The sequence below is a fragment of the Streptomyces sp. MST-110588 genome (assembly GCF_022695595.1).
Lineage (GTDB): Bacteria > Actinomycetota > Actinomycetes > Streptomycetales > Streptomycetaceae > Streptomyces.
The window spans coordinates 1,255,815-1,274,985 of record NZ_CP074380.1; the positions used below are offsets into that span (position 1 = coordinate 1,255,815).

General features: G+C 70.9%; 12 protein-coding genes and 2 pseudogenes. 10 read left to right on the plus strand and 4 right to left on the minus strand.

Annotation, left to right across the window (positions count from 1 at the left end):
• The first annotated feature begins 16 nt into the window (after positions 1-16).
• Together KGS77_RS05645 and KGS77_RS05650 are read left to right on the plus strand one after the other, a co-directional pair.
• Positions 17-946, plus strand: coding sequence for a TauD/TfdA family dioxygenase (locus KGS77_RS05645; protein ID WP_242579110.1), 930 nt, complete (start codon positions 17-19; stop codon positions 944-946).
• Between the two features lie 163 nt (positions 947-1,109).
• Positions 1,110-3,120 (plus strand): annotated as a pseudogene (locus tag KGS77_RS05650) (prolyl oligopeptidase family serine peptidase).
• 168 nt (positions 3,121-3,288) lie between these two features.
• On the opposite strand, the gene KGS77_RS05655 reads toward KGS77_RS05650, so the two are convergent.
• Positions 3,289-4,464, minus strand: a complete 1,176-nt coding sequence (locus KGS77_RS05655) for a beta-L-arabinofuranosidase domain-containing protein (RefSeq protein WP_242579112.1) — start codon at positions 4,462-4,464, stop codon at positions 3,289-3,291.
• Between the two features lie 941 nt (positions 4,465-5,405).
• Between KGS77_RS05655 and KGS77_RS05660 the strand changes: the two genes are divergently transcribed.
• From KGS77_RS05660 to KGS77_RS05690, 7 genes and pseudogenes are all read left to right on the plus strand, one after another.
• Positions 5,406-6,641, plus strand: a complete 1,236-nt coding sequence (locus tag KGS77_RS05660; RefSeq protein ID WP_242579114.1) for a helix-turn-helix domain-containing protein — start codon at positions 5,406-5,408, stop codon at positions 6,639-6,641.
• A gap of 404 nt (positions 6,642-7,045) precedes the next feature.
• Positions 7,046-7,836 (plus strand): annotated as a pseudogene (locus KGS77_RS05665) (aminoglycoside phosphotransferase family protein).
• Positions 7,837-8,433: 597 nt separating this feature from the next.
• Positions 8,434-9,276, plus strand: coding sequence for a phytanoyl-CoA dioxygenase family protein (locus tag KGS77_RS05670; RefSeq protein WP_242579116.1), 843 nt, complete (start codon positions 8,434-8,436; stop codon positions 9,274-9,276).
• A gap of 89 nt (positions 9,277-9,365) precedes the next feature.
• The gene (locus KGS77_RS05675) at positions 9,366-10,400 is read left to right on the plus strand and encodes a polysaccharide deacetylase family protein (protein ID WP_242579119.1); all 1,035 of its coding nucleotides are present in this window, start codon (positions 9,366-9,368) and stop codon (positions 10,398-10,400) included.
• 231 nt (positions 10,401-10,631) lie between these two features.
• A complete protein-coding gene (locus KGS77_RS05680) occupies positions 10,632-11,906 on the plus strand; it encodes a D-arabinono-1,4-lactone oxidase (RefSeq protein ID WP_242579121.1) in 1,275 nt (424 codons plus the stop codon).
• Positions 11,907-12,054: 148 nt separating this feature from the next.
• Positions 12,055-13,083: an aldo/keto reductase gene (locus KGS77_RS05685; RefSeq protein WP_242579123.1), complete on the plus strand. Its 1,029-nt coding sequence runs from the start codon at positions 12,055-12,057 to the stop codon at positions 13,081-13,083.
• A gap of 168 nt (positions 13,084-13,251) precedes the next feature.
• Positions 13,252-14,043 carry an SDR family NAD(P)-dependent oxidoreductase gene (locus KGS77_RS05690; RefSeq protein WP_242579125.1) on the plus strand — a complete coding sequence of 264 codons (792 nt, stop codon included), beginning with the start codon at positions 13,252-13,254 and terminating at the stop codon, positions 14,041-14,043.
• Between the two features lie 16 nt (positions 14,044-14,059).
• On the opposite strand, the gene KGS77_RS05695 is transcribed toward KGS77_RS05690, so the two are convergent.
• Both KGS77_RS05695 and KGS77_RS05700 read right to left on the minus strand, forming a co-directional pair.
• Entirely contained in the window at positions 14,060-14,989 is a 930-nt protein-coding gene (locus KGS77_RS05695; RefSeq protein ID WP_242579127.1) for a polysaccharide deacetylase family protein, read from the minus strand.
• 462 nt (positions 14,990-15,451) lie between these two features.
• Positions 15,452-16,072, minus strand: a complete 621-nt coding sequence (locus tag KGS77_RS05700; RefSeq protein ID WP_242579129.1) for a DUF6314 family protein — start codon at positions 16,070-16,072, stop codon at positions 15,452-15,454.
• A gap of 232 nt (positions 16,073-16,304) precedes the next feature.
• On the opposite strand from KGS77_RS05700, the gene KGS77_RS05705 reads away from it, so the two are divergent.
• Positions 16,305-16,997, plus strand: a complete 693-nt coding sequence (locus tag KGS77_RS05705) for an HAD family hydrolase (RefSeq protein ID WP_242579131.1) — start codon at positions 16,305-16,307, stop codon at positions 16,995-16,997.
• A gap of 250 nt (positions 16,998-17,247) precedes the next feature.
• Here KGS77_RS05705 and KGS77_RS05710 read toward each other — a convergent pair whose 3' ends face one another.
• Positions 17,248-18,594 carry a hypothetical protein gene (locus tag KGS77_RS05710; RefSeq protein ID WP_242579133.1) on the minus strand — a complete coding sequence of 449 codons (1,347 nt, stop codon included), beginning with the start codon at positions 18,592-18,594 and terminating at the stop codon, positions 17,248-17,250.
• Positions 18,595-19,171 lie beyond the last annotated feature (577 nt).

Genomic DNA, 19,171 nt, shown 5'->3' on the forward strand with positions numbered 1-19,171 from the left:
TGGAAAGGCACGCATCATGGCCCATTCCCTCACGGCCGACGTCAAGGTCACCCGGCTGACCGGCACCATCGGTGCCGAGATCGGCGGTGTGGACGCCGGCGGCCCGCTCGGCGACGAGACCGTCGCCCGCATCCGGCAGGCCCTGAACGAGCACAAGGTGGTGTTCCTGCGCGGCCAGGACCTCGACTATCAGCGTCAGGTCGCCTTCGCCCGGAACTTCGGTGACCTCACGCTCGGACACCCCATCTACGACGCGCCGTCCGACCAGCCGCACCTACGCGAGATGGACTCGCGCCACGGCACCCGCGCGAACCACTGGCACACCGACCTGACGTTCATCCAACGGCCGCCGGCCTACGCGTTCCTGCACGGCAAGGTCATCCCCCCGGTGGGCGGCGACACCATCTGGGCGAACACCGTGACCGCCTACCAGTCCCTGCCCGAGGAGCTGCGGGACCTGGCCGACCGGCTGCGCATCGTGCACAGCAACGACTGCGACTTCACCGACGACACCTATGCGCACCGCGCGGAGAACGGCGACCAGGACGACTACATCTCCACCCCCTACGAGACGGCGCACCCCGCCGTCCGCGTACATCCGCAGACCGGCGAACGGGCGCTGATGCTGGGCGGCTTCGCCCGCCGGGTGGTGGGTTACGGACCGCAGGCCTCCCGCGACCTGATCCGGGTGCTCCAGGAGTACGTGACCCGGCCGGAGCAGACCGTGCGCTGGAAGTGGCGGGCCGGCGACCTGGTGATCTGGGACAACCAGGCGACCCAGCACTACGCGGTCTACGACTACGGGAGCGAGTACCGCCGCGGCGAGCGGGTCACGGTCGCCGGCCCGGTCCCGGTCGGCGTCGACGGCCGCCCGAGCACGGTGCTGCGCGGCGACACCTCGTCGTACAGCACCGGGTCCGCACCGGACAGCGGCGAGGCCGCCTGAGCGGGCCCGGGCCCGGACCGGGTGCGGGCCCATGGGCGCCGCACCGCAGACGGCCGGTGCCGGCCGGAGGGCATCCCCCGTGGCCCCCGCCGGCACCGGCTACCCGCCGGGCACGCCGAGCGCCACGGCGTTGCCCGGACCATCCGCCCAGAAGTGGAAAGGTGTGGATATACCCGTGCAGACCGCTCCCTACGGCACATGGGTCTCCCCGGTCACCGCGGCCGACGTGGCCGCCGGCCAGGCGCTCGTCGAATGGGTGGATTTCGTCGGTGACGAGGTGTGGTGGACCGAGGCCCGGCCCTGGGAGGCCGGACGTGCTGCCCTGGTCCGCCGCCGCTCGGACGGAACGGTCCAGGACGCCCTCGGCGACGGCTGGGACGTACGCTCCAAGGTCATCGAATACGGCGGCCGGCCGTGGCTGCCGCTCGGCGACGGCCCGTCCGCGGGCGTCGTCTTCACCCACTGGGACGACCAGCGGGTGTACCGGGCGGTGCCGGGCGGTGCCGGGCGGCCGGCCACGGCCGCTCAGCCCCGGGCCCGCACGTCCGGGCGGCCTGCGGTACTGCGACTTCGCCCGGGTGGGTGAGGAAGTCTGGTGCGTACGCGAGGAGATGACCGGACCGGCTCCGACGGACCTGCGCCGGGACCTGGTCGCGCTGCCCCTGGACGGCACCGCGGCCCAGGACCCGGCAGCGGTACGGGTGCTCGGCGCCGGCCATCACTTTCTGACCGGCCCCAAGCCGTCGCCGGACGGCAGCCGCGTGGCGTGGATCGGCTGGGACCATCCGGCGATGCCGTGGGACGGCACGGACGTGATGTGCGCGCCGGTCGGCCCCGGCGGGACGCTGGGGCCCGCCCGGCGGGTCGCGGGCGGCCCCGGCATCTCCGTCGGCCAGATCGAGTGGGCCCCCGACAGGCCGGACACCCTGTACGCACTCGCGGACACCAACGGCTGGTGGAACCTTTACGAGTTCGGCCCGGACGGGGCCGGCCGTGCCCTGTGCCCGCGCGCCGAGGAGTTCGGCGACGCACTGTGGCGCATCGGGAGCCGCTGGTTCCTCCCGGCCGGCGACGGACGGCTGTTCGTCGTGCACGGCACGGGCGAGCAGCGGCTGGCCGTCCTGGAGGCGGACGGCTCGCTGCGGGACATCGGCGCCCCGTACACCGAGTACGCCGCGCCGGCCACCGACGGGAAGCGGATCGCCGCGACCGCCGCAGGCCCGCGGCACGGCCGCCGCGTGGTCCTTCTCGACCCCGGGGAAGCACGCCCCCAGGTGCTGCGCGCCGCGGAACTCAAGCACGCGGCGTACCTGCCGCGGGGGCACCGCCGGACCTTCCGGGGCGACGGCGGCGAGGAGGTGCACGCGTACGTGTATCCGCCGTACAACCCCGGTTTCACCGCGCCCGAGGGGGAACTGCCACCCTTTCTGGTTCATGTGCACGGCGGGCCCACCAGCCGTACCCGGCTGATCGCCAATCAGGAGTTCGCCTACTTCACCAGCCGGGGCATCGGGGTCGTCGACGTCCAGCACGGCGGCTCCACCGGATTCGGCCGGCGCTACCGGGAACGGCTGCGGGGGAACTGGGGCGTGGTCGACGTACAGGACTGTGCCACGGTCGTCCGCGGCCTGATCGCCGGCCGTGAGGCCGACCCGGACCGCATCGGCATCCGCGGAGGGAGCGCGGGCGGCTGGACCGCGGCGGTGTCCCTGACCGCGGAGCCGGACCTGTACCGCGTCGCCGGCATCTACTTCCCGCTCCTGGACCCCGAGGAGTGGCGGGTGCGCGGCACTCACGACTTAGAGTCGCACTACCTTCACAGCCTCATCGGGCCGTGGCCGCAGGAGAGGGCCCGGTACGCCGCCCGCTCGCCGCTGCGCCGGGCACACCGCATCCGGGCGTCCTTCGTCCTCATGCAGGGCCTTGAAGACCCGGTCTGCCCGCCCGAGCAGGCGGTCAGGCTGCTGGACCGGCTGCGCGGCGGGGGCGTGCCGCACGCGTATCTGGCCTTCGAGAACGAGCAGCACGGCTTCCGCAGGGCCCAGAGCGTCATCCGCTGTCTGCACGCCGAACTCTCCGTGTACGCGCAGTCCTTCGGGTTCCAGGTCCCAGGCATTCCGCGGACCGTCCTGAGCACGCCGCCGCGCCCGCCGCGGCACCACACGACGCGATAGACGGAAAACAGGGGGGACGCACGGCGGAACACCGACCGCCGACCGTCGTGCTGGGGTTCGGTGGCTCGCGGCGCTCCTGCCCGCCGGAAGGGCCCGGCGGGCCGGGGCGCCGCGCGGCTGTGTACGTCGCCGCGGCGTGGCGGGGGCCCGGGGCGTTGCCGGCTCCGGTCAGCCGGCGTGCCCGGCCCGTGCCTGGTCCGCCGCCAGGTTGAGCACGGCGTCGGCGAGGAACTTGGCCGCCCAGTTGGGGAAGGCCAGCGGTTCGAATCCGCCGGTGAGCGGCCAGGAGCCGGGCAGTGCGCCGACGGCCGCCGGTTCCAGCGGCTGCCGTACCTGGAGTTCCGCCAGCCGGTACACGACCCGTACGCACCGGGCCCGCAGTGCGGGATCCGCGCGGCGGACCGCCACGTCGAGCCAGACCGTCACCATCTGCGCGTCCCCGGTCAGACACGCGTAGTCGGCCCGCGGGGTGAATCCCGCGCCGATCTCCCCCGGCAGAAGGGGGTACAGGGGAGTGCCGAGCCGGGCCAGGCGCAGGGCGCAGGTGGTGGCCGCGTCCGCGCACCGCTCCCCCAGTTCGCCACCGACCAGGTCCGCGCCGCGCAGCAGTCCGCGCAGGGCGTACCCGATGGTGTGGGTCCACGGCTTCCGGCCCGCGTCGAACGCCATCCGCTCGATCCAGCCGTCCGGCCGCACCTGCCCCAGCATCCAGCGCAGCGAACGCTCGGCGCAGGCCAGCAGGGCCGTGTCACCGGTGGCCCGCCAGACTTCCGCGACCGCCCATGTCACGCGCGCGGAGTAGGTGTTGGGGTAGCCGAAGTGCGACAGCCAGGCGCCGGAGGGCTGCTGGGCGGCGACGAGCCAGTGTGCCGCGCGTACGGCGGCGTCCAGGGTGGACTGCTCACGCGTCGCCCGCCACAGCTCCACCAGGCCCAGCACGATCTGTCCGACGTCGAACACCACAGGAGGGCCGTCGGTGCCCGTGCCCCCGGGGAACGCGCCGTCGGACGACTGGAGCCCTTGGAGCCAGTCGCCCACCTCGTGTGCCCGGTCGGCCAGTTGCGGCTGGTGCAGGGCCTGCGCGGCCCGCAGGAGCGTGGGTATCAGGTAGCCGCTGGTCTCCGGGTACGGAGGCTGCCAGCCATGATTGAGGTCGTAACCGGCCGAGATCCCCTTGCGGCCGGTGGCGTCGTGGGCGCTCTCGATCCACCGCATCGCATCTGCGAGCGTCCGCAGGTGCGGTGCCTTCACCGTCACGGTTCCCATGGGTACGGCTTTCATGGGTACGGCCTTCATGGGTACGGCCTTCATGGGTACGGCCTTCGCCTCGCTCCCGTCCGTCATGACGCACCACCCCGGCGGGCGCCACGTGCGGACGCCCTCCCCCAGCCGGACCACTTGTCAGGCAACACGTTGCCACCCTCCTGCACTGCATGTCATTCCTGAGGCAGAATCAGACACATGGAGACACGCCGCAAGCCACGAACGGCACCGCCGGCCTGCCTCGATTCCCCTGTGACCGCGGGGTGTCCGCGCAGGCCGGCGGCGCCGTTCAAGGATTTGTGCGGGAAATTGCCGTCATGTCTCCCGATCAGGGCACATCCGGTATGGCGCGACTGCTCACGGTACGTGCCGACCCGCGGTCTTCCGCAGGTTCACGGATAGTGCTAAGTATGTGAACGGCCGCCCGCCCTGCGGGAAACACCCGCGGCCGGAGATCTTGTCGATCAAGAATGAATGATCAACGATCTCACGTATACGGCCAGTCGATCTCGGGGCCGTCTTTGGCTGTGACCGTAGGATTTCGGGACTGTGGCGCGTCCGCCGCGGCGGGGACGGCCGGATCTTGTATGAGTAATAGGACCGTCAGGGCAAAAGCACCGAGGGTGCTGGCGTATGCGACAACGGTACGCTCGCGCATGGCTTCTCCTGTCGAAGGCTGTACAGAGACGAAGGCACCGTCGGTGCCCCCGTTAAACGATTCCAAAGTAACGAGCCAACACGATTTTTGACAAGGGTTACCTCGAGCATTGACAACGCCTTGCCAAACTTGAGTCACATTCTTACTTCCAAGCCATCGGAGACAACGATCAACTGCGGCGATCCAGGCAACAGGCTTGCCAACCGCCGTGAAGGGGCAGTACATTGAAGGCGCGGAAGCTGTCAGCCCATTTTGCCTGCGCCACCATCCCGCAGACAGGAGTCGTGGATCTCCCCCCAGGCCAGGCGAAAGCGCACCACGGCTGACAGGGGAAGCATCCGAGCACGCGATTTCCGGGATTCCTATGATTGAACAGCCGTTCTTTGGGCGACGTCTCAAAGAGTTGAGGCGGGAGCGTGGTCTCTCGCAGTCTGCTTTGGCGGGAAAGCAGATCTCCACCGGGTATTTGTCGCGTCTTGAGTCGGGCGCCCGACAGCCCACCGACCGGGTCGTCTCGTATCTCGCCGAGCAGCTCCAACTGGACCGTTCGGCGTTCGAGGTACCGCCGAACGGCAGTTCACTGGCCCAGGCGCTGAGCATCGCGACGTCCGCGGACTGCGACGACGCGACCGAGAACCTCATCTCCGTACTCGCCAGGGCCCAGCACGAGGACCCGCTCCTGCGGTGGCAGGCGCTCTGGGTGATCGCCCTCTACCGGCAGCGGCGCGGTGAACTGGCCGAGGAACAGCAGTGCTGGGAGAAGCTCGTCCAGATCGCCGACGAACTCGCCCTGCCCGAGCTGCGGTGCCGGGCGTGGACGCAGTACGCCCGGTGCCTGCGCACGGCGGGCGAGGTCGTACGCGCCGCCGACTTCGCGACCCGCGCCTACGAACTGGCCCGGGACAGCAGTCTCTCCCTGGGCGACACCGGCAACGCGCTGCTCACCCTGGTCTCCGCCGAGGCCGAGGCCGGCCGGCTCCCGGACGCCAGGGCGCACGTCGACACCCTGGTCTCCCTCGTGGAGGACAGGTCCGACGCCCTGCGGGCCGAGGCCCTGTGGTCGGCCGCCACCGTACGCCTGCGCCAGGGCGATCACGAGGCCGCCCAGCAGTTCCTTGAGCATGCCATCGCGGGGCTGGACAGCCGCGTCGACCTGCTCCTGTGGGTACGGCTCCGGCTCGCCGGCGCTTCCTTCTCCCTACAGGTGACCCCGGCCCGGGTGAGCCGGGCCCGCGTCTACCTGGAAGAGGCCCGGACCGCACTGTCGCTCGTCGGCACCCCGGTGCTGCGTCAGGAACTGCTCACCCTCCAGGCGCACCTCGCCTTCCAGGAAGGCAGGTACGAGGACGCCCGTGCCGCGCACGACGAACTCAGCGGCGAGGAACTGCGTCTGACGTACCGGGACCGCATCAGGCTGAGCATCCTGGACAGTCGGCTCCTCATCCTGGAGGGACACCAGGAAGAGGGGATCGACCGGCTCAAGGAGCTGGGGGAGGAAGCCCGCCAGGCCCTGAACATCGACCTGGTGGCGGAGATCTGGCGGGTGCTCGCCGAGACCCTGGCCACCGCGCGGCTTCCAGGCGCCGCGCCCCGCGGCTGACGGACGGCCACCGGCCGGCCGGTGGTGACGTCCGCCCCGCCCGCGACGTCACCGCCGGCCGGCCCGGCACAGGCTCCCGCGCACCGGCCCGGGCTGCCCTTCTCCCGCTGACCGACGTTCCCCGACCGGCCTTTCCCGGTCGACGTCTGCTGTTCGACGCTTGCTGATCGGCCTTCTGTTTCTGATCACCCTGTCCGTGCCCGACGGCGCCGACCCGAGTCGAGGAGACCTCATTGTCCGCTGGTGACTGGTTGGGAAGCGAACTGCGTCCCGAAGATCTGCACATCGATGAAGCGCTCGTACGCCGGCTGATCGCCGCGCAGTTCCCGCAGTGGGCGGACTTACCCGTCAAGTCGGTCGATGCCCAGGGCATGGACAACGCCACGTACCGGCTGGGCGAGAAGATGTCCGTACGGCTTCCCCGTTACCCCCGGTGGGAGGGGCAGGTGGAGCGGGAACAGCGGTGGGTGCCCCGGCTCGCCCCGCACCTTCCCCTGCCTGTCTCCGTCCCGCTGGCCAAGGGCGCTCCCGGAGAGGGCTACCCCTTCGCCTGGTCCGTCTACCGGTGGCTCGACGGCGAGACGGCGGTCCCCGAAGACCTGGCCGACCTCGGGGGACGGCGACCGCCCTCGCGGAGTTCCTGACCGCCCTGCAGGGCATCGATGCCGCCGGCGGTCCGCCGCCCGAGTGGAGCAACGGGTTCCGCGGCGTGCCCTTGACCGACGAGCGTGACTCGCCAGTCGTGGCGGCACGTCTGCGCGCCAGGATCCAGGCCCTGGAAGGTCTGGTCGACACCGAGGCGGTGACCGCGGTGTGGGAATCGGGCCTTGCCGCCCCCGCTTGGGACGGGCCGCCCGTGTGGATCCACGGCGACCCGGCCCCCGGCAACCTGCTGGCCGTCGACGGCAGGCTCAGCGCCGTCATCGACTTCGGCACCCTGGCCGTGGGCGACCCCGCGTGTGACCTGATCGCCGCCTGGACGGTCCTGGACGCCGACTCCCGCAAGGTCTTCCGTGCGGCTTTCCCGGTCGACGACGCGACCTGGGCCCGTGGCCGCGTATGGGGCCTGTCCGGCGTGCTGCCCTCCCCGGACGAACTCACCGGTGACGACCCCGAGCGGGTCGCCTCGGCCCGCCGCCGCCTCGACGAACTCGTGGCCGACCACCGCGAGGAGAACTCCACACCGGCCGGCTGACCCGGCAACGGTTCCGGGCCGGTCGGCCGACCGACCGGCGAGGGCTCCGCGACCATCGGCCGTCGGTCGGCCTCACGACAGTCGCACGACCACCGGCTGCCCCACCGCGGCGGCCACGGACGGCCCCGGCAGCACCCACCGCTGCCGGGGCCGTTCCACGTCTGCGTACACGCCCTGTTCCGCGGCCTTCGTACGCGCCCACGTGAGCGCCCTCGTACGCGCCCGCCTGCCCACGCACCCGGGCCCGCTCCCCTCCTGCGGCTTCGAGTCCCCTCGCCGCGTAGCAGCAGGTCGGCGAAACACTTACTTGCCAGCTTATGTCAAAAGGTTGCCAATCCTGTGCCAGCTCAGGCAGACTGACTCGTCGCCGACTCGACAGCGAAAAGCACGGTCCGGTCGGCCGCCCGCATCATGGCCGGAAACCGCGGCACCGGCTCAGCGCACTCACCTCTCCCCAGGTCCCGTTCGGCCTCCCGCGACCACCGGTTCGTGGCACCCGCGGACGCGGTTTTGCTCCTCAGGGCCGGCGCCGCCGTGACATCCCGGCTCGGCGTACGAGACACGCAATTGCCGAGAACGCAGAACGGAGTCCCCCTCATGACGACATCAGCATCCGCCCTCCGCGAGGACACGACGCGCCTGGACGGCAGCCAGAGCGACCGGTTCGCCCGGCTCGGCTATCTGGTCCTGCCCGGCATCCTTCCCGACGACCTGGTCTCCCGCCTCAAACCCGAGGTCGACAGGTGGGTCGACGACGGCCTGCGGGCGCGATCGATCGCCTCGTGCACCGATCCGGACACCTACGGCACGCCCCCCGTACTGGAACTCGAACTGGCCGCGCACGGCGAGCTGGTCGGCCACCCGCCCCTGATGAACCTGCTCGGCCGGCTGCTGGGCCCGCGCTTCGTCTTCCACCACCTGCACAGCGACCGGCAGGAGCCCTCCCGCCCCGGCAAGCCCTGGCACCACGACTACGAACAGAACCCGCAGACCGACCGCGCGCACAGCATGATCCACACGCTGCACTACCTGGACGGCCTGGACGAGAGCACGGCCGCCCTCGCCGTCCTCCCCGGCTCGCACCGGACGGTCGCCGAGAAGACCGCGCGAGCCCACCTCGGCACGGAGGAGATACCGGGCGAACTCGTCATCGACCGTCTGCCGCGCGGGTCGACGGTCGTTCTGCACTCGGCCCTGTTCCACACCCGCCGCCCCGTCACGGGTGCCGACCGGCCCCGGTACATGATCGACGCGTCGTACTGCCAGGCGGGGGTCCGCTGGCCGCCGGTCAAGCCGTACTGGAGGTACATGCTGCGGCGGGGCCGGGAGCTCGGCCTGGACCACGGCACCTGGCCCGAGCTCTTCGCGGAGCGGCATTTCAGCGAGTACAGCAAGGAATACAGCCGGCCTGCCAACAGGCCCGCCGCACAGTCCGCCTGACGCCAAAACACGCCGGAACGCGCCGGGCACGCGGGACCGCCCGTGCCCGGCGTGCGTACCGCTCCCCCTTCCACCACAGGAGGAACCAGTTGCTGTACTCGGGAATTTCTTGGAGTGCCACCGGCTACGAGATCGACGTGGTCGACGAGGACGGCCGCCGGGCGGCATCCGCGCTGCGTTTCGCCCCGGGCCGCACCGAGGACATGATCGAGCACCTGCGGGACATCGGGCGCACGGGTCCGCTGGTCACGGTCGTGGAGAGCACCAACGGCATCCTCGACGGCCGCATGATGGCCGCGGGGCTGAAGGTCTACCGCGCGGACCCGGATCTGCTGCCCGAGCGCCCGCTGTTCGGGTCGGTGGCGGCCGGCGTCCTGGCGGATCTCGCCCGGCGGGATCTGTCAGCGCTGGCCGAGCTGGAACGGAACAGGGGCACCCAGACCGGCCGGGAGGCCGACCTGGAGTCGGGCATCGCGGCGAGTACGGCGCAGGTGGCGGCACTGACCGGCGCCGGACGCTGCCTGGACCACGGGACACGGGACCGCAAGGAGATCGCCCTCACCTTCGACGACGGCCCGCTCCCGCCCTACACCGGTCAGGTCCTGGACGTACTGGAGCGCTACGGCGTTCCCGCGACCTTCTTCTGCGTCGGCATGAACGCGGGCGCCCACGCCGAGGACCTGGTACGGATGCGGGAGCAGCGGCACTCAATGGGCAACCACACCTGGTCGCACCCCTTCCTTCCCGAACTGTCCCGTGCGCAGTTGCACGAACAGATCGACCGCACCGGGGACGCCATCGCCCGGGCCGGCGGTGGCGCCGCGCCGACGCTGTTCCGGCCGCCGTACGGTTCGCGTACCCCCGAAGTGATGGGCTGGCTGGCCGACCGCGCGTCGACGGTCGTGCTGTGGGACGTCGCGCCGGACGACTGGGCCATGCCCGGCGCGCAGACCATCGCCCGGACGGTGCTGGAGCAGGCCCGGCCGGGCTCCGTCGTCCTGCTGCACGACGGTGGCGGGGACCGCTCGCAGACCGTCGCCGCCCTTCCTCCGATCATCGAGGGCCTGTTGGCGCGCGGATTCCGTTTCGTGCGGGTCGAGGACCTGATGACGGTCGCCGCCTGACCGGCCCGCCCCGGCCCGCCGCCGTATCCGCGCCCGCTCCGCCCTGGCCGGATCTTTTCTCCCGGAACGCGTACGGAACCGGCTCCGCCAAGGGTTCGACAGAGTATCCGTCACCGCCCGGCGACCGGAGCAGACGCAACTCACCATCGACATTTGTGCCAAGACATTGCCACCTGTGACAACCTCGTGCCAGGCTGTCGACGACAGCTTGCTCCATCGATCGGAGTGTTCATGCCGACGACGTGCGTCGCCAACGTGAACTGGGCCAGCAACGTCACCTACGGAGCCACACGGATCCACCGTCCCCGTACGCTCGACCAAGTACGCCGCACCGTCGGAAGGAGCGAGCGGATACGGGCCCTGGGCAGCGGCCACTCCTTCAGCCTCGTCGCCGACACCACCGGTGAACTGATGCGTCTGGACGGCCTGCCGCGCACCGTGCGCATTGACCCGGCCCGCTCGACCGTGACCCTGTCCGCCGGTCTGCGCTACGCCGAGCTCGCCGGCATCCTGCACCGCGCCGGCTACGCGCTGGCCAACCTCGCCTCGCTGCCGCACATCTCGGTCGCCGGATCCTGTGCGACCGGCACCCACGGCTCCGGCGACACCCAGCGCTGCCTCGCCGCCTCGGTCGCCGGTCTGCGCCTGGTCGGCCCGGAAGGGGACCTGACCGAGCTGCGCCGGGACACCGACCCGCACACCTTCGCGGGGTCGGTCGTGGCGCTCGGCGCGCTCGGCATCGTCACCGAACTGACCTTGGACATCGAGCCCGCCTACGAGATGACGCAGCGGGTCCGCGTCGCCGTGCCCCTGGACGAGGTCGCGGACCGGCCGGACGCCGTCTTCGGCGCCGCCTACAGCGTCAGCGTCTTCACCGACTGGCGCAGCGGCACGGCGCAGGTCTGGCTCAAGGCCCGGACCGACGACGGGAGCGGGGCCGGAGCAGTCACCGGGTGGAACGGCGGCCGGGCCGCGGCGCGGCCGGTCCATCCGGTCCCCGGCATGCCCCCGGAATTCAGCACCGAGCAGTTGGGGACCGCCGGCCCCTGGTACGCACGGCTGCCTCACTTCCGGCCCGAGCTCACGCCGGGTGCGGGCGAGGAGCTGCAGTCCGAGTACTTCCTGCCGCGCGACGCGGCTCCGGCCGCCTTCGCCGCGATCCGCGCCCTCGCCGGCCGGGTGGCGCCGGTGCTGCACATCGCCGAGGTCCGTACGGTGCGCGCCGACGACCTGTGGCTGAGCCCCGCGTACGGCCGTGACACCGTCACGTTCCACTTCACCTGGATCAAGGAACTGCCGGCCGTGCTGCCGGTGATCAGCGCGGTCGAGGAGGCGCTGATGCCGCTGGGCGCCCGGCCGCACTGGGCCAAACTGACCACGGTGCCCGCCTCTCGGGTCGTCCCGCTCTACGAACGGTCCCCGGAGTTCGAACAGTTGCTGCGCAAGTACGACCCGGCCGGGAAGTTCCGCAACGCCTTCGTGGACAGCCTCTTCCCCACCGGATGAACCACGGCGACAACCACGGAAGCCCTCACTTCATCCCCGTACCTCCGCCCGCCCCATGACTCGCCACCGTCACCCACCCCTACCGCGCAGTCCTGGCGCTCATCCCTACCACTCACCCCCACCCCCTGCGACAGCTTAGGAAGCCTCAGTGGAAAAGCGAACATTCGACAAAGCGGGACGGCAGGCATCGGTCGTCGGCCTCGGCACCTGGCAGCTAGGAGCGGACTGGGGCACGGTGGACGAGGACGAGGCCCTGGCGATCCTCCGCGCCGCGGTGGAATCCGGCGTGACGTTCCTGGACACGGCGGACGTCTACGGCGACGGCCGCAGCGAGCGGCTGATCGGCCGGTTCCTCCGCGAGTTCCGGGGCGGACTTCAGGACCAATCCCCGGGCGGGTCCAGGATCGGCGACGCCCCCGACATCCTCGTCGCCACCAAGATGGGCCGCCGGGGCGCACAGGATCCGGCCGAGTTCACCTTGGACAACTTCCGCGCCTGGACGGACCGTTCACGGGACCATCTCGGGGTCGACACCCTGGATTTGGTGCAGCTCCACTGTCCGCCGACCCCGGTGTTCGGCTCGGACGCGGTGTACGACGCGCTGGACACCCTGGTCGAGGAGAAACGTATCGCCGCATACGGAGTGAGCGTGGAGACATGTGACGAGGCACTCACCGCGCTGACCCGGCCCCACGTCGTGAGCGTACAGATCATCCTCAACGCGTTCCGCCGCAAGCCACTGGAACGGGTCCTGCCCGCGGCCCGGGCGGCCGGTGTGGGCATCATCGCCCGTGTCCCGCTGGCATCCGGTCTGCTGTCGGGGAAGTACCGGCACGACTCGGCCTTCGGCGCCGACGACCACCGCTCCTACAACCGGCACGGCGAGGCGTTCGACGCCGGTGAGACGTTCTCCGGCGTGGACTACGACAGCGGGGTGCGGGCGGCGCGGGAGTTCGCCCAGCTCGCGCCCCAGGGCATGACACCGGCGCAGGCGGCACTGCGCTGGGTGATCCAGCAGCCCGGTGTGACCACGGTGATTCCGGGCGCGCGTACGGTCGAGCAGGCCCGGGCCAACGCCGCCGCCGCGACACTGCCACCGCTGCCCGGACCCACCTTGGGGGCGATCGAGGCCCTGTACGACCGGGAGATCCGCGCCCAGGTACATCACCGCTGGTGACACGGCGCGCCTGCGCCGAACAACCCCTGTCAGACAGCCTCTGCCAGACAGCCTCTGCCAGACAGCCCCTGTCAGCCTGAACCAGGCATCTGCCCCTGAATCCCCTGGGTCACTCGCAAAGACCCCACAGTTCTCCGGTCGCCCCGCCACCCCTGAAAGGCCGTGCTGATGCGCATCGCTGGATCCACCGTCCTGCTCACCGGTGTGACGGGCGGCATCGGCCGCGTCCTCGCCCGCCGCCTCGCCGCGGCGGGCGCCGAACTGATCGTGACGGGCCGTCGCGCGGAAGTGCTGCGGCCCTTGGCGGACGAACTCGGTGCCCGCTGCGTCGTCGCGGACCTCGCGGATCCGCAGCAGGTGGCCCGGCTCGCCGAGGAGTGCGCAGGTACCGAGATCCTGGTGGCCAACGCGGCCCTCCCGGCCAGCGGCGACCTTCTCGACTACACCTGCGCGCAGGTTGACCGCGCCCTCGCCGTGAACCTGCACGCCCCTGTCATGCTCGCCCGTCTCCTGGCCCCGGACATGGTCGCGGCCGGACGCGGACACCTCGCCTTCGTCGGGTCGATGTCGGGGAAGGCCGCCACTGCGGCCTCGTCCCTCTACACCGCGACCAAGTTCGGGCTGCGCGGCTTCGCTCTCAGCCTCCGGCAGGACCTGCGGAAGGCCGGCGTCGGCGTCTCCGTCGTCCAGCCCGGCTTCGTCAGCGAGGCCGGCATGTTCGCCGCCACCGGCGCCACCCCGCCGGGCGGGGTGCGCACCGTCACCCCGGCGCAGGTGGCCGACTCCGTCCTCCGTGCCGTCGTACGGGACGAGTGCGAGGTCAACATCGCACCGATGACATTGCGGCTGCGGTGCGCCGTCGCCTCGCAGTTCCCCGCTTTCGCCGAGCGGGCGCGGCGGCGCGCCGACACGGACGACGTGACCCGGCAGATCGTCGAGGCCCAGCGCGCCTCGCGCTGACACGGCCACGGATGGTTCAGCCGTCCGCCGCCGGCCGGTCGGCCGCCGTCAGCCGGTCGACCGTCACGAGTTCGTAATCGTCCTCGATGAGCGCCTCGATGATGCGCGGGAGGGCCGCCACGGTCTGCGACCGGTCCCCGCCACCGTCGTGCATGAGGACGACCGAGCCGTTGGTGATGCCGTCCAGGGCGTTGTCGACGATGGAATCCACGCCCGGCATCGCCCAGTCACACGAATCCCGGTCCCACAGAACCGTGGTCATCCCCTGGTCCGCGAGCCAGGTCAGCGATTCGGGGGTACGGGAACCGTACGGCGGCCGGAGGAATTCCACGGGCGCGCCGGTCACTTTCTCGATCGCCTTGTTCGTCGACTCCAGTTGGAAGAGCACCTCGTCACGCCGCAGATCGGGCAGGAAGGGATGTGACCAGGTGTGGTTTCCTATGCCGTGTCCGGCTTCCGCGATACGCACGATCGAATCCGGGTCGGTGTGGGCGTGCAGACCGACACAGAAGAAGGTGGCCGGTACGCGGTATTCCCGCAGGATGTCCAGGACGCGATGGGTGTAGGGCGGAGTCGGTCCGTCGTCGAATGTCAGGGCCACCTGCCGCCGTACGCCGGGTCCGCGTTCCAGGAATTTCCCGCGGCCGGCGAGTTCCGCGGCCACATCGGCGCTGGCCGCTATCCCGGCCCGGAGTTCGTCCAGGCGGCCCGTGAGCGTACCGGAATCGTCGTTGGTCTCCACCAGGCCATCCCCGCCGGACAGGCCGCGCCGCGCCATCTCCAGCGCCTCGCTGAATCCCTGCGCCGAACGTGGCGGCAGATCCCAGGGGTCCAGGCGGAAGACGCGCAGTCCGGCCGCGCGCAGGGTACCGTCGAGCAGCCCGTTCGTGCTGTCCACCATGACGACGACATCGTCACCGAATTGCTCCGCGATATGGCGCACCATACCGCTCACGTCATCGGCGCGGAACCTTCGCGCCGGTAAGGTACGGCCGTCCTCGTGCGCACCCGCCAATTCGTAACCATCAGCATTCCAGGAAATTCCGGCTGACCACATCACGGCACCTCTCACGATATCGCTGACTCGAAAGGAATGACCGAACAGCACTTCTTCGACGGCGTGCCTTCTCGCCCGGGCGCCCCTCAACACGACGGGCCCGACGACCGGTTGAGCATGGCACACCCAAGAGGGCGCTTCAAGAGTGATCACAAAGTCGACCATCCGCAATGTGTCAATGTTTGCCGAACTCGGCAAAGAGTCACCATGCCGCAAGTGCATTTCTCTGCGAACGGGACCGGGGACGATCACGATCCTTTGTGGCTGAAAGACGTGCGGGGGGCGGCATGAAGAACGAGTTCTCCGCGCCGACAACGAGTTCTCCGCGCTCTGCGGCGACGTAGACAAGGATCAGTCGGCGGGACGGTGGACGCGCCGGTAGACCGACCGCAGAAGCTGGGTCTTGGCCGGTCCGTTCACCTGCCACCGCAGATGCCACTCGTCGGCCGAGCGGACGGTGAAGGTTCCGCCGTACAGGTCCTGGGCGCAGGGATGGCGGGTCGTCCAGTGGCCGGTGCGCAGGTCCAGGTCGTGGAAGGGGCGGCCGTCGGCGAAGGTGACGTCGGCGGTGCCGTCCGGGCGTGGGCACAGGCGCAGCGTACGGCTCGCCCGGGTGACCGTCGCGCCCCAGGTCAGCTCGCCTTCCTCCGCATGCAGCAGGACCGCTCCGGTGCCGAACGGGGCGGTGGGGCCGGCTGGGGCGGCGGGGTCGGGGTCGGCCGGGCCGGCAGGGGCGGTGGGTTGCACGGGGCGGAAGTCGGCGGTGCCGCGGAAACTGCCGCAGGCGCCCGTACGGACGTCGAGGAGGCTGCGTTCGACCGTCCACCGGCCGGCCAGGAACGCGGCGGCGTCGGGGACGGGGTGGAGGCGGGTGGGGTCGGGCTCAGGGTCGGCGTCAGGGTCGGGTAGGGGGCGCGGATCAGGGGTGAGTCCGGGTCCGGGACGCGGGTCGGGGCCGAGCTCTGTGGGCATGTCTCCATTGTCGCTGGTGGAAGGCCGGTGACGGCGGATCGGTGGTCGCTGGAGCGGGGGGAATATGTGGTGTGGGGGCGGGACGTGGTCAGTAGGGTGCGCGGGGCACATCCAGCGTGCCGGCAACGACGACGGTGATCACGACGGTCTCAGTGATGATCACGGCGACGGACGCGGACACGGACGCGCTGATGCGCAACGGAACAGGCGCGGCGGCGGCAAAGGGAGCGGTGTGGTGCGGGCGGAGCAGGTACTGATCTTCGACGCGGATGACACGTTGTGGGAGAACAACGTCATCTTCGAGCGGGTCATCGATGAGTTCCTGGACTGGATGGAGCACCCCGAGCTGGGACGTACCGGCGTGCGGTCCGTGCTGGACGAGATCGAGGCGGCCAACGCCACGGTGCACGGCTATGGAAGCAAGGTCTTCCTGCAGAGCCTGGGCGAGTGCGTCGAGCGGGTGCGGCGGCGGGTGGCGACCGCGGAGGAAATGGCGCGGATCGCCGCGTGGGCGCGGGCCTTCGAAGGCCATGAGGTGGAGCTGATCCCGGGGGTGGCCGAGACACTCACGGAGCTGGCGGGCCGGCATGAGCTCCTCATGCTCACCAAGGGCGACGTGCAGGAGCAGCGACGCAAGGTGGACGCCTCATGTCTCGCGCACCACTTCCGGGACGTCCACATCGTGGCGGAGAAGGACGTCCGTACGTACGAGGAACTGGTACGAGCCTGCGCACTGGCACCGGCGAGCACGTGGATGATCGGCAACTCCCCGAAGTCGGACATCCTGCCCGCCCGAGCGGCGGGGCTGAACGCGGTGTTCATACCCAACGCCCACACCTGGGTACTGGAGCACGACGTACTCGACCCCACGGACGAGCAGGTGCTGCACCTGAAGGCGTTCGCGGAGCTGCTCGATCACTTCTGAGACGACGTGCCGGCACATCGGTCCCTACGATCCGGCCGGGGTGACGAATCGGCGAGCCTCATACGTTCTTCGCGCTGGGCTGGTCCACGCCGGACAAGCTGCCCGCGGACAAGCTGCCCGCGCCGCTGCATACGCAGTGCGCGGTCAGCCTGAGACCGCGGCGGACAGCCTGAGGCCGGTAGCGGTCAGCCTGGCGGTGGGTCGGAGGGGCAGCGAACAGAGGGGGTGTGGTGGCTGGGCCGGGTTCGGGTCACAAGAAGCGGGAGCTGCGGACGGGGCCGGCGGAGGGGCTCTGCTCGCGGGGGCCGGTGAGCCAGTGGTCGCGGACGGTTCGTACGAAGCCGGTCAGGGACTCGTCGGGGTCGGCCGGGGTGTCACCGTCGCCCGGGTCGGGAGTCGGCTCGGCACGCAGGAGTTCGTTGGCGACGCTCTCGGCAGGACGGTCGTCGGCGCGTTGTTCCGGCATGCCGGGCCCGGTCGGGCCGATGCCCTTGTCCCACGGGGCGAGTACGAACTGACCGAGCAGGGTGGTGATGTCGGCGGCCACCTCCAGCGGGCTGGTCCAGCAGGTGGCGTGCTCGTAGAGGACCTGGCCCGGGGCGCGCTCTCGTAGATGCGCGAGCGTCTGCGGCTCGGCGACGCCGAGGGAATAGGAGATGACGACCGTGTCCGGGCGGCCGGGGGCAAAGGGCTCGGCGGGGAGGCCGAGGAACCGGGACGCGGCCAGGCCGAGGATACGACTCGAACGGTCGGGGAGGAGGGAAACCGTGCGCGGGCTGACGCCTGCCGCGTCCAGGACCAGGCGCAGCCGGAACAGCCCGTAAAGAGACTGCTCCGGGGATTCCTTGAGGAGACCGTAACGGCCGGTCATGCCGGAGGTGAAGCCGTACGGGGAGAAGGAGGTCAGGATGCCGCCGGTGAGGGCGAAGTGCCAGCCCCGGAGGTCTTGGGCGCCCAAGGGTGCTAGGGAGGTGCTGGGGGCGGCCGTGGATACGGATGTGGCGCGCCGGAGCATCGAGCGCAGCCGGGTGTGGGCCGGTGCCCAGTCCGCGTCCTCGGGCGCCGGCAGTGTGGCGAGGTGGGTCCGGGCGCGGTCCAGATCGCCGGCCATCAGGCTGTTGTACGTGAGGAGGTAGCGGTCGGGCCAGGGGCGCAGGGCGGCTTGGTGTTCCTCCAGTACGGCTGCCGCCTCGGCGTGACGTTCCTCGCGCTCCAGGGCGAGCGCCAGTTGCATCCAGGCACCACGGGCGTCGGGCACCTGCCGCAGGACCTCTCGGAGCATCGGCACGGCGAGAAAGGAGACACCACGCCCTATGCAGGCAGAGCCGAAGTCGTAGAGGAACTCGGGGCTTTCGGGGGCGGCGGCGAGGGCGGTGGCGGCCTGGACGAGGTCGTCGAAGTCCATGGCGGCGGCGAGTCGTCCCACGATGGCGGCGAGTTCATGGGTGGGCAGACCAGGGCCTGGGCCGGTGGTGTGACCGGCCCCTGAGTCCGGGCCTGTCGCGACGGCGCTTCGCAGGACGCGAAGCGCACCAGAGACATCGCCGGACTCGGCGAGGCGGTGCAGTTCCTGGAGGTCCGGGGGTGTGGTCGACATGGTGTGCTGGTGCTCCTTGTGAGGTGGTTCGGGGTGTATGGGCAGAGGAGGGAAGGAATGGAGCGGTGAGGAAGGCGCGTACGTGTAAGGGACGGGGCGGACAGCGTCGTACGTGGTGTGCCGGTCGGCGCGGGACGGCCTCAGCCGGCGGTCGCCAGGAGTCAGCCTCAGCCGTCAGCCGTCAGCCGCGATCTCTATGTGGTCGGCACGCGGCGGTACCAGCCGGTGGGGGGCGAATACGAGGCGTCGCGGAGGTGAGGGCGCGGTCGTCGGCGTAGGGCGGCGCGTGGGGCGGGAGCCGAGCTTCGGGGGCCGGCGCGTTCCGCAGGGCCGGGTGACGGGAGTGCCGGGAGGTGCTGCGGAAGATGAGCGGCGAGGGCGGAGGGGAGGGACGGGGCGGCGGAGGCCGGATCGTTGTCCGGCGTCCGCGCGATCACCGCGTGGGGCGGTGGCCGCCCTTCCGGTTCGCCGTGCGGGACACGGAGGTCACGTAGATCATGTGCAGGATCATGACCCAGCCGTCCTCGGGCCGGCAACTCCATAAGCCGGCCGTCAGCCATCGGCGGTGTGCCGCCGC

Bases quoted from the DNA above. Each gene is read 5' to 3' on its own strand.
- KGS77_RS05645 (WP_242579110.1), top strand. From the start codon at position 17: ATGGCCCATTCCCTCACGGCCGACGTCAAGGTCACCCGGCTGACCGGC.
- KGS77_RS05655 (WP_242579112.1), bottom strand. From the start codon at position 4,464: ATGACGGACGGGAGCGAGGCGAAGGCCGTACCCATGAAGGCCGTACCC.
- KGS77_RS05660 (WP_242579114.1), top strand. From the start codon at position 5,406: ATGATTGAACAGCCGTTCTTTGGGCGACGTCTCAAAGAGTTGAGGCGG.
- KGS77_RS05670 (WP_242579116.1), top strand. From the start codon at position 8,434: ATGACGACATCAGCATCCGCCCTCCGCGAGGACACGACGCGCCTGGAC.
- KGS77_RS05680 (WP_242579121.1), top strand. From the start codon at position 10,632: ATGCCGACGACGTGCGTCGCCAACGTGAACTGGGCCAGCAACGTCACC.
- KGS77_RS05690 (WP_242579125.1), top strand. From the start codon at position 13,252: ATGCGCATCGCTGGATCCACCGTCCTGCTCACCGGTGTGACGGGCGGC.
- KGS77_RS05695 (WP_242579127.1), bottom strand. From the start codon at position 14,989: ATGGTGCGCCATATCGCGGAGCAATTCGGTGACGATGTCGTCGTCATG.
- KGS77_RS05700 (WP_242579129.1), bottom strand. From the start codon at position 16,072: ATGCCCACAGAGCTCGGCCCCGACCCGCGTCCCGGACCCGGACTCACC.
- KGS77_RS05710 (WP_242579133.1), bottom strand. From the start codon at position 18,594: ATGTCGACCACACCCCCGGACCTCCAGGAACTGCACCGCCTCGCCGAG.